The organism is Methyloversatilis sp. (assembly GCF_051861465.1).
In the GTDB taxonomy this organism is placed as follows: domain Bacteria; phylum Pseudomonadota; class Gammaproteobacteria; order Burkholderiales; family Rhodocyclaceae; genus Methyloversatilis.
The window spans coordinates 71,261-84,252 of record NZ_JBHYCQ010000014.1; the positions used below are offsets into that span (position 1 = coordinate 71,261).

The 12,992-nt window shown below is 55.5% G+C and carries 10 protein-coding genes; all 10 read right to left on the minus strand.

Annotation, left to right across the window (positions count from 1 at the left end; genetic code table 11):
• Positions 1 to 60: 60 nt before the first annotated feature.
• On the minus strand, positions 61 to 1,164 hold the full coding sequence (locus ACTIFF_RS16815; RefSeq protein ID WP_439537873.1) for a UvrD-helicase domain-containing protein: 1,104 nt from the start codon (positions 1,162 to 1,164) through the stop codon (positions 61 to 63).
• A complete protein-coding gene (locus ACTIFF_RS16820) occupies positions 1,157 to 2,758 on the minus strand; it encodes an ATP-dependent nuclease (protein ID WP_439537874.1) in 1,602 nt (533 codons plus the stop codon). Before ACTIFF_RS16820 ends, ACTIFF_RS16815 begins: the two co-directional genes overlap by 8 nt.
• 462 nt (positions 2,759 to 3,220) lie before the next feature.
• The gene (locus ACTIFF_RS16825; RefSeq protein ID WP_439537875.1) at positions 3,221 to 3,433 is read right to left on the minus strand and encodes a hypothetical protein; all 213 of its coding nucleotides are present in this window, start codon (positions 3,431 to 3,433) and stop codon (positions 3,221 to 3,223) included.
• A 110-nt stretch (positions 3,434 to 3,543) separates the two neighbouring features.
• Positions 3,544 to 5,484 carry a helix-hairpin-helix domain-containing protein gene (locus tag ACTIFF_RS16830; RefSeq protein ID WP_439537876.1) on the minus strand — a complete coding sequence of 647 codons (1,941 nt, stop codon included), beginning with the start codon at positions 5,482 to 5,484 and terminating at the stop codon, positions 3,544 to 3,546.
• Positions 5,485 to 5,489: 5 nt separating this feature from the next.
• On the minus strand, positions 5,490 to 6,248 hold the full coding sequence (locus ACTIFF_RS16835) for a PP2C family serine/threonine-protein phosphatase (protein ID WP_439537877.1): 759 nt from the start codon (positions 6,246 to 6,248) through the stop codon (positions 5,490 to 5,492).
• Positions 6,245 to 6,910: a vWA domain-containing protein gene (locus tag ACTIFF_RS16840; RefSeq protein WP_439537878.1), complete on the minus strand. Its 666-nt coding sequence runs from the start codon at positions 6,908 to 6,910 to the stop codon at positions 6,245 to 6,247. The genes ACTIFF_RS16835 and ACTIFF_RS16840 overlap by 4 nt, the downstream gene beginning before the upstream one ends.
• Before the next feature lie 238 nt (positions 6,911 to 7,148).
• Entirely contained in the window at positions 7,149 to 8,522 is a 1,374-nt protein-coding gene (locus ACTIFF_RS16845; RefSeq protein WP_439537879.1) for a hypothetical protein, read from the minus strand.
• Positions 8,522 to 10,594, minus strand: a complete 2,073-nt coding sequence (locus ACTIFF_RS16850; RefSeq protein ID WP_439537880.1) for an ATP-binding protein — start codon at positions 10,592 to 10,594, stop codon at positions 8,522 to 8,524. Before ACTIFF_RS16850 ends, ACTIFF_RS16845 begins: the two co-directional genes overlap by 1 nt.
• Entirely contained in the window at positions 10,591 to 11,556 is a 966-nt protein-coding gene (locus ACTIFF_RS16855) for a DNA adenine methylase (protein WP_439537881.1), read from the minus strand. The genes ACTIFF_RS16850 and ACTIFF_RS16855 overlap by 4 nt, the downstream gene beginning before the upstream one ends.
• 215 nt (positions 11,557 to 11,771) lie before the next feature.
• Positions 11,772 to 12,242 (minus strand): antitoxin Xre-like helix-turn-helix domain-containing protein, encoded by a 471-nt coding sequence (locus tag ACTIFF_RS16860; protein ID WP_439537882.1) that lies wholly within the window; start codon positions 12,240 to 12,242, stop codon positions 11,772 to 11,774.
• Positions 12,243 to 12,992: the final 750 nt, after the last annotated feature.

Below are 12,992 nucleotides of genomic sequence, written 5' to 3' on the forward strand. Positions count from 1 at the left end.
TTTTTCTACTGTGCGGAATGATTGTGACCTGTTCCCACGGGGGAAAATTGGGTCTGACCCCTATTGTTTTTTGACCCCTATTGTTTTTTCGGCCTCTGGCCTCCAGAAGGGCAACAAAGACGAACCCGCTTTATCCAGAACAATCGCAACACTCTGCTTCGCCCGTGTAACTGCGACATAGAAACTGGAGGCGGAGTTCGCCTCAAGATAAGTGCCAGATACGATGAATTTTGCGATTGGCAACGTTGGGACTATCAACACGCGTTCGTACGTCATACCCTTTGATACTTTGAAATTAAGATAATCTAGCGCGAAGGCTTTGCCAGAACTTGCGCTGTGCCGAAGGCATTGAGGCTGAAAGAGGCGAACGTACTCGGTGACGTGCGTCGCCGAAACGAGGAAAACCCCATCGTGATCTGTGACAGTTTCGTTCTTGGATTGCGTCTCTGGGAATCTCCAAGACGGGTCAAAAATGCTGTCTGAGAATTTCGCAACGGCGGGATGGCATCGCCACGTCGTCACGCTCTCCTGTATCTCAAGCAGTCCTTGGGACTGACGCTCGCGTGCCCATTTGATGGCCGCGGCGTAAGAATACTTTGCGTTCTTGGAACTACGCGGGTTCGTCGCTAGTACCGACTGCCGGATGTCACCGACCATGCGGATGTCGATCGAAGAGTGCAGCAGCACGTCGATGATTTCCCAGTCGTGGGCGCTGAGATCCTGAACCTCATCGATCAGGATTTCATCATAGATGCACTCCAGCCTTCTCAGCAGCGCTCCCCTGCTTTCGGCAACCAGCTCGTGAGCAAGGCGGCCGAGTTCACATCCATATGCGGAGCCGTTGGAATCCAGAAATCGACTAATACCTATTGCATTGCGGTGGGGCCGCCCGTCGAAATTGAAACCAAGGACGCGCCGCCCTGAGAATTTGAATGGTAGAAAAGGCCTTGCAAAATGTCGAAGCAGGAACGTGAACCAGCCTACTACCTCAACATGATGGTGATCTCCCGCGTGCTGCTTCAGCCGGCTGATCAGTTCCTGCTGATTGGCCTGCGTATATGTAAGTGCGAGCACACGGCGTTCGCGCGACAGCGACGCGCAGTGCTCGACGATGCCTTGTGTTTTCCGAGAGCCAGCTACCGCTAGCGTCAGATGGTTACCCATGAGCAAACTTAACCGCTTCGAGCATGTACAGCGGCGGAACGATCTTCTTGCTGGAAGCGCTGATGCGAAGTGCCGCCTCCGTCTTCTCCCGGGTCATCCATTTCAGCAAGTCTGCATGAGCAGGAATCCCGAGAATGTCACGCAGCAACGTCTCGCTGTTGTGGTCAATCAATTGAGGCTCAAGCGTTTCGCCATGGTCGACCTCGCCAATGAAGAGTTCGCGCTCACCCTTCTTCAACCACCTATCTACAGAGCTACGAAGCTCAGCCGGATCGACGCCATCGTTATCCCGAAGAGCGGTTACCGGTTTGTTGAGTGCAGCACACAGTTCCAAACCACGTGCCAGAGAAAGCCCGCGCATACTCAGAATATCGATCCCACACTCCATAGGCCGCTTGCCGTAAATGTCCTGGAAGATCCGTTCGAACACGATCTCATCGGATGGGCCTTCGACCAACACGATCTTTTTCGCGAGGACGATGCGCAGGGTGTCGTATCCGGGAAGCTTCTTGAAGTAGTTGACGGTTTCCGGGTCTAGCACCGAGAGTTTAGCGGCGAGATCATTACCCATCAAAAAAAGCGCATCCAGTCCCAAGCGGTTGAGCACGAAAGAGCTATGAGTGGTGACAAACAGTTGCTGCTGCTCACCCGCAAGCGACTCAATTCTCGACAGCAGAGTAACGAGGCTTGTATGCGTCAAATGGTTCTCAGGTTCTTCGACCATAACGAACTTCGCGCGTCCAGCGTGCCGGCTCATCGCGAGCGAAATCTTGATCGCCGATTGCTGCCCTTGACCAGACATGTTGAAGGGCACGTCATCGACATGCGAAGTGACGACACTCTCCCATGACGTTCTCGCGCTTTGATCCAGTGCGAGCGCAATTGGCCTGCTATGCAAGCTTGCGTGGATGGAACCCATCCTCGCATTAACAGCGTTCAACGCCGTCGTTGATATGGAGGCCTTCAAGCGCCGGTATTCGAGCGATATCTGCGCTCGCTCAGCGGGCTCCAGTTGCTCGCTGAGTATCTGACGCAGGTGATAGTCGACGCCGGACGACGTTCGGACGGTGTGCGAGTTAATTACGGCCGTGGCCAGGATCTTCGGCCGCGTCGTCAGTTCTTTATCTGCAAAAGACCGCCAGTTACAACGATAGTACTCAACCGGTAGAAGAGATGTCGGGGACTTGGCCCATTCCTCCAGTTCTGCCGCGTATTCCGGATTTGCGGAAATCTGCATAGTCACGCCGGGACAAGCGGTTGTCGGGACATGCGAGTTAATAGCTCCACATAGGCTTTGCAGTTCCGGCATGTCCTCGAAAGAAAGCTCAATCAAGATCTCCGGAAAACTAACCGGAACACCTCTAGTTCGCTTCTCGATGAACGCATTGACGACGGATGTGTTGAACCAATGCGGGTTGAGCTCCTCGCTGACGCTGCGGCCATTGATCCGGCCAGTGAGCGCAAGCGCAATCGCCTCCAGAAGGGATGACTTGCCAGATTCGTTGGCCCCAACGATCAGGTTGAATTTCTGGTTTGGTTCAACAGTCAGGTCTTTATGGATACGGTAGCCCTTAATTTTAATTTTTCGAATCACCCCGTTCCTCCATTGCGCCCTTTTACGAGGGCGTTGCGTCCTTCGAACGTAGCGGATGTGTATGCGCGCGCACTTTAGAGCTGAATCATGTGGCGGAGACAGACCAAGATTTTAACGAAGTCAGAATCTGGGTATACGCTTACGAATACGGAAATAAAAAAGCCGGCATCTGCCGGCTTTCTTTTCGTAAATTCTCATTAGAGACAAGAATGCCTATCGATGGCTTTCAGATACTTACCGCCATCCGTCTCGCTTCAGGAAGTCGCAACTTCTCACGAGAGACAAGAACAGCGCCCATTCGTCTCATTAGAGACGAGATTTTCCGAAAGCCTCAAAAACAGGTGAGCTATCTTACTGAATTTAAACACGATTTTTATTTTGAGGAAAGTCCGATATCTGATACCGACCGCTACGTTGGGTCAGGCTCCGGAATCAGTAACAGGAACCAAAAGCTTCTCTGTTTCAAGTGGTCCAGCAAGTCGGGAGTAGGTCAGATTCCCGAGCGTGAACAAGCGCGAGGCACTGAAAGCTCGCACTGCGACGTTCGGCCAACTCAGTCTGCAGTTCCAGCGCTTCGGCAATGAAGGTATGCGAGGTCTTGCCCGTCTGCTGTGCCGCCGAGGCGATGCGCGCCTTGATCTCGTCGGACAGCTTGAGCGTCGTGGTGCTCGGCATGGTCGGCACTTCCGGAAGAGGTGACACCATGGTAGTACCAACGCAATAGCGTCAGCGCGAGCGGCTGGCAGTGCCAGAAACGTTTCTAAGTCCCCTGTTGCTTGTCGGTATCAAAGCACCTTAAGGTCAGCGCGAGCCTGTTCTGCATGCTGGACGGCAGAAACCAGTTGGCGGTGTAACTCCGCGGCCTGTTTAGCCCCTTTTTGCACAATGCCTTCAAGCTCGGAAGGGGCTCCGGTCAATATAGACTCGATCACTACTCGACGCATGTAAATGTCCGACCGCACTACCTGACGGTCCGTATCTGTCACTGCTTGTGACCGGTTGAACACGAAACGCCTCTCACAGCTTGCCCGCCAGTCGATCATCGCTTGAGTGAGGCCTGGCCCGAAGCCCTTCACTTGGCTTACCCGCTCCCTTTTTACATCCGCCGCAGTCTCGATGCCGAAGGAACGAAGCGCTGCCTTTCGCCCCGGCCCCACACCTGGAATAGTCGCCTTATCAATAAAGAAGGCATCAAGGAAGCGGTGCCGCTGGCGCGCCTCCGCTGTATGGCTCAGATTGGCAATTTCCCTCGCCTCGCGTGCGGGCAAAACCTTGTATTCCTCGTACAGTTCTCGAAGCTGGCGCTTCCTTGCGTTGAAGGCTTCCGGCCGAACGCCGTCCTGAAGCTTGCACACCAACTCCGAGAGCGCCTTCTCGGCCTCGGCTGCAACCAGCTCACGACGCTCCTTTTCATTCAAGTAAGCGGCAGACGGTTTGGGGCCCAACATCAACCAGAAAAATGTTCCAATGAGAAGCACGCCCCCCACCGACTTCGGATCGGCTGCAATCATTCCGATAGCCGCGAGTATGACAAGAGCCCTAGCTAGTGGAACGGGTGGCTTGACGTCGGCTGGCAGAGGCTTGGGCGTAGGTTGGGCAATCAGAGGTAGAGCCCGTGTGGCTGCGAGCGGTGCTTTAACAGTTTCAATTTTCGCCCAGATGTGCTCAATGTTAAAGCCGCTACCGTTGTGACCTGGCGAGGTGCCCGTCCTCCCAACATGGACGAAAAACACGACCCCCTGCTGTTCGAGGGTGCACCAAGGGCAGTCTGGAAGGTGCGAGGGAAACACGTGGGTGGGCGTTTGCGCACAAGCGCGAACGCTCTTACGAAGTTCATCCAACGCCTTCAGCCACTCCTTCGCCGAGGGGCGAAGCCGTTCCTTTGGTGAAGTAAACGCTGTGTAGAACATGTTCTGCATCGCCAGTGGCAGTATGCCAATCGGCACACACCGCGGCGGCGGACTAAGCCCGCGCGAGGCGGCATCTGGCCCGTATGCGTAGCGATACGCTTTGATGTCCGTTTCCAACTGCTCGCCAATCCCAACGCCTGTGGCTACGCCCGCGAAGGGATGCCGCCCGCCAATAAGCAGATGAAAGATCAGCAACGCGAGCCCAAAATTGTCGTGGTTGGGCATGCGCGTAACGCCACGGAAGGAATGGATGCCCTGCAGTTCCGGAGGAGTGAAATGCCCTACGCCCACTTCACACAAGTGAAGCGTGCCGTGCGCGTTGATTTGGTAGGAGTCGCTGTCGATCAACACAACCTTGCTATCGACGCCCACCATCACGTTGCCCTGGTTGACGTCCCCAAGCACGTGGCCGTGAGAGTGCAGGACGTCGAAGGCCGCAGCAATATTGCGTGCAACGTAGATCAGAAAGTCCAGAGCGAGGTTCGGATGTTCCTGTCGCCGGTGCGCCGGACTATAGATCTCATGTACGGGCTGCTTACCCGCGACCTTGCCCATCAAGAAGCCAACAACTGGTCCATTGGGCTTCGCGTGAAGCGTCTCCTGTGGCCAGGCGGTGTAGCTCAGCAGTTCCTTGTCGGCCGCTCGCGCCATGAAGGAGAGCTTGGCCTGCTTTTGGTTGTCTGGCGCTTGGTGATAGACCTTGGCGACTAGATCTGCGCCATCGGCCTCATAGACCGAACCTTCGCCCCCGCGCCCAAGCTCCCGGCCAAGATGGACCGTTCTGCCACTGGATGTGAACAGGCGCTTTGTCATCATGCCGATCAAATCCGGCAGGCAAGGACCAAGGTCTTGTCGTCATCGGTTCGATCACATACCTGCTCGCTATCGAGAAAGCGAACGAGGGCGTGCTCAAGCTCGACTTCTTTGTCTTCAGACGTAGTGCTAAGAACTCGAAAGAAAGGCTCAAAGAACGGGCCATGTGGCTGGTTGCAGACCATGTTCAGTGCAAGGCGCTGCAGACCATCGGTGAAGAGCGCAGCGCGCGAGACTGGGCTTTCGAAGAAACGAGTCTTGAGCTGCTTGATTGCGCCCTCGTCGGTCACAAAATAGGTCATGTTGGCGTATTCGCCACTCATGGGCACGATCGCAAGTTCAAGGCCGGCGCCTGCATCCAGCACGATCCCACCATCGCCAATCTGCAGGGCAAGACAGGCCTTGTCGGTGCTGAGCAGGCCGAGCAGCGTGCAGGCAAAGTCCCGGATCACCAAGCCATCGCGTTCAGCCTCCTGAGCCAGGCGCTGGCGCACCGCCCTGACACACTCAACTGCAAGCTCATCAGTTAGACCGAATTCGTGCTGTGGAATAAGGCCTGCCACGACCTCAGCGATCGCTTGCATGGCGATCTCGGCCCCCTGACCACCACGCAGCGCACTGCCGGCACCGTCTGCCGCGAATAAGGCGAGCAACCGCTCGCCCGACACGGTTTTCTCCTCAAGTGTCCAGCAACTGTCTTCGCAGGACTTTTCGACCTCCAGGTGAGAGGATCCAACTCTGGAGGCAGCAACGATGCGCCAACTCACACGGCCGACCAGCCGCTCGGCGCCTGAAGCGGCACCTCTGTACCCGGCGTCGATTGCGAAACCGAGCGCAGCGAACTGGAGAGCCAGCTAAAGAGTTCGCGGAACTTGAGGCCATCGAGTACGAGCGGGGTACGAACGCTTATTTGACTCAAAATATCCATGTTGGCGCCCTTTACGCCTACGGCGAAGAAGGCAAATTTCTTGGATGCTTCCCCTTCGCGCACCCGGGCGGCGGCCTCCTGCCAAGCGTCGGTTGGCCCCCCATCAGTGATGAGGAAGATCCAGGGACGGTAATAGGCAATCCCGTTAGCACGGTAATCCTGCTTGCGGCTCTCAACAAGGTCGAGGGCTTGCTCAATGGCGCTTCCCATCGGCGTATCACCTCTTGCCACCAAGGTGGGAGGGTAAAATACATCGGCGCCAACGAACGGCTGCGCAACTTGAGTCGGCCCGAAGGTTACGATGCCCACTTCCACGCGCTTCGAGGCAAGTGAATCGCTCGCAAGCTCGTCTTTGAACTGGGTCAGGCCGATGTTGAGCTCATCAATGGGCCGGCCATTCATCGAACCCGAGACGTCCAGAAGCAGCACGCAAGGGCAACGGGGTTCGGGATTGGAGGCGAAATCATCGGGGCCTACTGGAAAAGATATCTGGTCGCTCATTGTTGATCCTTGTTAGTACGATCAGCAAAACAGGGGAGTATGTCTCTGCCCTATTTGAACAGTTTCTTCAGCAAATTCCAAAACAAGATCATCTCGCGTGAGCTGGCGTATTAGTACGCGGCTCTACGCGGACTAGTCAGTCTTGCCGTTGAGGCGACCGGTCGGAGCAGATCACTGCAAAGGCAGACAGGTTTGCGATCATCTCAAGTTTCAACTGGTCCGAAAAGTCAGGAACAGGTCAGCGTAACGCGGTCTTCAAGCCACTTCGCACAAGCAGATCAAGCACTTTGCCGCCAGGGACCAAACTGATCGATGCGTGACGATGGGCAAGCGCTACCGGGACTAAGGCGTTTTCGTAGAGATCCATCTCAAAGTGACGAATCAGATCGCAGGCTCGCTCGATAAGCGAGCCATACCTCGCCAGGTCAATCTTGGCTTTTGCAAAGCCGATGCTGCCTTCGGCCGCCTTATCTTCAAAGGGATAGGGAATGGCGAAATTAAAGATCCGCCCCCGCTCGGTCTTGAACAAGAAGTCCTGCCCATAGTAGGTCTCGTTGCCGAAATTCGATGCGGGAGAGTCCGTACCGGTGATGAACTTGTTCCGGTAGTCATCATCAACCACTCGCAAAACCCCGTCCGGTAAGAACTTTTCCAGTAACCGTGCGTGATCCATAACGGCGCCCGTTTTCTGCAAGCCTAGAACGAGCATAGGCGGCAGGCCCATGCCGCTAAGCCGCTGATTGACCCGAAAGATCAGACGCTGCATCCGGGGATGCAACTTTGCTGGCTCGCCGAACAAGGCCAACGGCCCATCCATTACGAACGCGATCTCAGACAAGGCCTGTGGCTGAGCCTCAAAGACTTGCATGATGAAGCCCGCGAGCATCAAGTGCTCAATAGCATTCATCATCCGGGTCATGGCGCTCGCATTGTCACCAAAATCACTGATCCCCTCGTGTAGCCGAAGGAAATCGGTGGCATAGATTTCGCCCCCACATTCGCTGCATTGACGCGCCAGTGCGCCCTTGTCGAAAGTGGCCCCAGGCTGCGCGTGACATATCGGACAGGATGAAACCACAAGGTTGTTGTCGCCCAAAGCTACGAGCATCCTGGCCAACACCTGTCCGTTCTTCGTTTCACTACGATCAACAGTCAGCTGATCGAACAGAGCACGCCTGAATCCGTGCTTGACGTTGTCAATGCCACGGTAGCGGATATTGCTCCCGGGCATGGTGAAGGTCACGGGCGAAGCTGCACGATGCATTTCAGCAACCCTAAATGGATCGACGAAACGGTTCACCGGATCGATTAGGTCAGCGTACTTCTCCATGTCAATCAGGACGTGGCTTACCTTTAGAAAGCCAACCTGCGTGCTAGGCAGCTTGTCATTGATTGGAGCGTCACTCTTGCTTGCGTCAGACGCCACGACGTAGCGCGGAAGGTTTCGAGGCTGACCCGACGGGGCCGGTATGAACTGCGACGCAAGCTCTTTCGCCTCTTCGTCAGTGGGCTCCCGCAAGTAGGTGCAGTTCTCCAAGAATTGCTGCACATCCGGGTTACGTACGAAATCAGCATGTCCGCCCTTGCCAGCAGATTCACCCGGATACGGCATCAGAACGCTCCCGGTTCAGACGACGACGCCGCGGCAGCTGCCAAGCCTAAGGACTTCATCTCAGCGATGAGGTCAGCAGGGGTGAAGCGATTAATCTGAGTTGGAATGACAAACGGTGAAGAGAGCGTCTTGATCCGCGCAAAGCCCACGTCCTGCGCTGACTTAAGCGACGGCAGAAAATCTCCAAAGTCGTAGAACTTGCCGAGAGTTTTCAGTTCATCGTCATTGTTAAGGTGCGTCACGAACCAATTCTCGGTGTTCGCCAAGATGTTCGGGTGGACAGAGGACGGCTCCTGAGTTGCATAGACAAAGGCAATCCGTGCCTTTGCGCCCTCTTTAGCAATCCGAGGCCACGTATCGGTCAGGTCACTCTTCTTACCGATGAGGTTATGAGCTTCCTCCACGTACAGAACCACGTTCATTGGTGTCTCGCCGCGGTTCAGAGCGCCGAACTGCCTGTTGAACACCGCTTCTGCGATTCGAAGGGACAAAGTTTTACGAATCGATACGGGCCCGGCAGACAGGTCAAGAATAACGATGCAACCGCTATACAAATGCCCCAGGATCTCTTCGACGACATCACCTCGCCGGCGCGCAGAGTGGTAATCCCGATACTCTTGAATTTGCCGGAAGCCCCGGATATAGGTCCCACCCGTGTTCATATTGCAGAGGACGTTCAACGTGGCTTCCAGCGAAGCGTCGACCCATTTGCCCCCACTGGAGCTGAAGAGAGGGGTGGCAATGTTGATCTCTCGGAGCTTTGAGAACCAAGTCGTAGCTTGGGTGAGGCTAAGGCGGTAGAACTGGGCATTTCCCTTTGAGATCGTCCCTGGGAATCCTGCTGGCAGCTCAGGCGATATTTGATCGACTACTGCCTTGCTGACCGGAAACTCGACGACAAAACCACTTGGCGCCTGATAGCTCGCCGCATTCAAGACGCAATAGTAGGCAGCTCTCCTTACCAGCCATCGGTTGTGCCCGCCACGGTCCTCATTCTTGTCCGGCTCATCAAGAGGACTGGTGAGAAACGTGGTGATGTCCATTGCATTCCCACGAGTGTCCCTCGACAGCTGTTCCAGCAGACCTATAGCGACGTCCGGCTGTTCGTAAAAGTTGATCCTCAAGTCTCCGAAATTCGGCGTGTCGATTGCTCGATAGCGCCTGACGCGATCACCGAACACATCAGCGATCGAGCTACCGTCGTCTTGATGATTCGCGTTCGCATATTCACCATTCACGTCGAAGATGAGCTGCCCGACCCGGATGTCGGACTTGAGCGCGGCCATTGCGACTGCTGAGACAGTCGTCTTTACCGTGTTTGACTTGCCTGTCCGGGTCATGCCCAAAACGGCAGTTCGACGAGCGAGAAAGTCTGCAGGCTGGATCTGGACTCGAACCGGGGCCTCAGTCTCACCCCGGTGCAATCGGTCAGTGGATGTAAATCGCACCGTACCCAGCTCTATCGGTTTTGGCGTGTCCTTGAAGCCCGCCTTCTGAGCCTCTTCGCGCGCCTTAGCTCGAATCTCGGCATTCACATGATTGACGATCAACTCCAACGATGCACCTCGTGGTTTGAACGCTCGCATCCGCGAGAGGCTCATGAAATTCTCGATGTCGCTACCTAGATGGAGTTCTCCATTCTTCATGTAGAACGTCCCCAGCACCCGGCACCGCATGCCACCCCATTGCAATTCGCTGGCCGTCATCGGATCCAGGCCATCGTTTACATCTCCGGGCAGCCTTTCACTTTCCCTGCGACGTTGATGGTGCTCGATTCTTGTCCGAACCATGTCCGCATCCTGAGGAAGACCCGTCGGCCCAAGTACTCGAAGCAGTACCACCTCCTGGTCGATAGGCGGAGCCGCGTCAAAGCGAGACGGATCAAAACCAGCCGCCAGCAAAAAAGAGTTGTGAGGCAATCCATTCACGGCGTGCTTGAATGCATCATTCGTCTGAACAAGGCATTCGTCATATCTAAGGCTGTACACGTAACCGATGAATGACTCGTCCACGTTTCCTATCAGGCGCGTGAGCGGGTTGTCTGAAATGACCGTGCGAAGGACCGTGTTCAAACGTACTCCCCTTTTCTTTCTTGGGTTTTGGCGTCTTCAGAGCGAGGCGCTGTACGCCGGGCGGTGAGGTGCTCGCTCCGGGTAAGCCTTGGCGACGATGGCAGTTCGAGGTTGGCGTAGAACAGGGCTTCGCTCGCCACGGGTCGGGCTGTATGCGTGGAGTACTGCAACGAAAATTCGGTCCCTCGCATGGCGCTATAAAGCGTGCGTACCTCGGGACAGTTGTCGTACGTGATCAGTAATGGATGCTTTACCGTTGAAGCGCATTTGGCGATAGCCACGTGATCGGCATGCCTGTAGTGGTGCAGGTAAAGCTGACTACCTTTCACGTAGTAAGGGGGATCCATATAGATGAGTGTGCAGTCGGGCGCGCCAGAGCTAAAACCATCCAGCAAATCAAGCGCATCCAGCTTGCTAACCGTGATGTGCTCTCGCATCGCCCCGATTGCACGAACTCGCGCCACGAGATCTTCACGCTGGAAGCGGGCATCGAGCTTGTATGGACCTGCCTGGTCTTTACCGCCAATCACGCCTCCCGTCAGGATGCCCGACCGACTTGTGCGATTCAGAAAGAAGGCCGCGAACCCGAGTTCGAGTAAGGAGTGCCTATTCGGTCTTTGCACCGCCTCAAGCAAGGTCTCCCTGGTGCCCATCGTTATCGGTGTGCTCTCAATCAATCGTACGAGTTCATCCGTTTGTTCGACCACCGAGTGCCACAGTGCATGAATTAGCGGGTCGGCATCATTGATTACGATGTGGCCTACGTGTTTCTTAAGGAGAAGGTACAACGCAGCACCCGCGCCGCCAGCGTAGGGCTCAACATACCTACAGCCAGTTAGTCCGTTATGCTCGATCACACTGGCGAGCCATGGCCCTAGGCGCCCTTTTCCTCCGGGGTACCGCAACGGACTGGCGAAGAAGCCGGCGCTTTGTGGTCGTTGTTTTTTGCTTGGCTCGGGCAAGTTGTTTCTCTTCAGGAAAATTCAGTATGCAAGCATTCTTGGCACTGATCACGACGATTCGAACCAGTTCTTCACCAATGTAGCGACTTCAAAGTTAGCTTACCTTGATCGAAGCCTACTGAATTGCCCCCGGACTGGTGGGCGCCAAACCACCTCGAAATGAGCCGTAAGGAGGCGTCTATGCCAAGGACGAGGCCTCAGCAGCCGGGCGTCCTTCAAGCGTACGTGCCGGTGAGGTTTCTCAGAAGCAGATCATCTAAAAGCTGCTGACCAGTGACGGTACCGAGAAATTCTATTGCTAGTCTTCCGCCAAGCGCCGGTTGGGGCGACAGTAGCCAGCGCCCTGCCCAAGCTCCCGCATCGAATCCAGTAGGATCACCGCCTTCTTCCACGATCGTCTGGATCCGCCCAACCAACCGTTGCAATCCTAAAACCCGCTCACCTTGGTCCAACCGGAGCGCTTCTTCATTCCGTGCTTTACGGCGGATTGTTGAGTTGGGGATTCCGAGCGCGCAGGACAATCGGGCAAGCGGTAAGCCGAGCAGAGCAGCCAAATCCTCCACTTCTCCCGCGGCGACTCCTTGCTGTACCGCCTGCTCCATTTCTCCGAGACTTGCGGAACATGCGAGCTGAAAACGGCGAATCACTTCACCCTTGGACATCGAACCCAACGACTGCCGAACCATCACAGGCACCTCCGCATGCGGGGCCCCTACAACCGAGGCCGCTCGCCTTACACGCTATCACTATGCGTAGATCTTGATTAGCGGTGCTTGCCATTAAGCCAGCCATCATTCACAGCGGTAGGCGAGGCGGACGATTAAGCGTTGGGCAACTGTGCATGTAATTTTGCCGATCCTCAAAGTGCCGACCTGTCTTCCCACTTGCTTCAAGCGTCACGGCTTGTCTTGATCTGCCGCGAGGAGGGGCTGAGAGTACGCGTGCGCTGCGATATCGGGGCGTTTCCTCTTCCAAGTCATTTGGAATGTAAACGCCATAAGGCCTAACGCAGAAGAAATCGGCCTGCACGGCCTTTTGCGCAAGTCCGGTTGGCGGCCGGGTTAACTCTGCCGCTGGCGTACCAATGGCTTTTCATTTCCGATTGACCTCTCGCTCTAGAGATAGTGACGCGGACTCGACCTGTTGTAGAAATTCAAGTTCTTGGGCTTTTTCGGTTAGACCAAGCTGCCCGCCGCCTTAGAGAGGCTGTCCCAGAACTTTGCGCGAGGCGTGGTTTTGTGACCAGCCGCAGCAAGACGGTTGAGCGTTAACTCGAATTGGCCTTTCTCGACGAACGCTTCGATTGCGGCAAGATGTTCGTTCAAAGATGCGGAGCCCGCACAGGGCACCTCGACGCCCAACGACGCTGTAGAAAAACCCCATTTCGGGGCAAGTTGCTGCGTCCGGACATTGCCGGCTTGAACTCATTCTTCATC

Bases quoted from the DNA above. Each gene is read 5' to 3' on its own strand.
- ACTIFF_RS16815 (WP_439537873.1), bottom strand. From the start codon at position 1,164: ATGGGTAACCATCTGACGCTAGCGGTAGCTGGCTCTCGGAAAACACAA.
- ACTIFF_RS16825 (WP_439537875.1), bottom strand. From the start codon at position 3,433: ATGCCGAGCACCACGACGCTCAAGCTGTCCGACGAGATCAAGGCGCGC.
- ACTIFF_RS16830 (WP_439537876.1), bottom strand. From the start codon at position 5,484: ATGATGACAAAGCGCCTGTTCACATCCAGTGGCAGAACGGTCCATCTT.
- ACTIFF_RS16840 (WP_439537878.1), bottom strand. From the start codon at position 6,910: ATGAGCGACCAGATATCTTTTCCAGTAGGCCCCGATGATTTCGCCTCC.
- ACTIFF_RS16845 (WP_439537879.1), bottom strand. From the start codon at position 8,522: ATGCCGTATCCGGGTGAATCTGCTGGCAAGGGCGGACATGCTGATTTC.
- ACTIFF_RS16860 (WP_439537882.1), bottom strand. From the start codon at position 12,242: ATGGTTCGGCAGTCGTTGGGTTCGATGTCCAAGGGTGAAGTGATTCGC.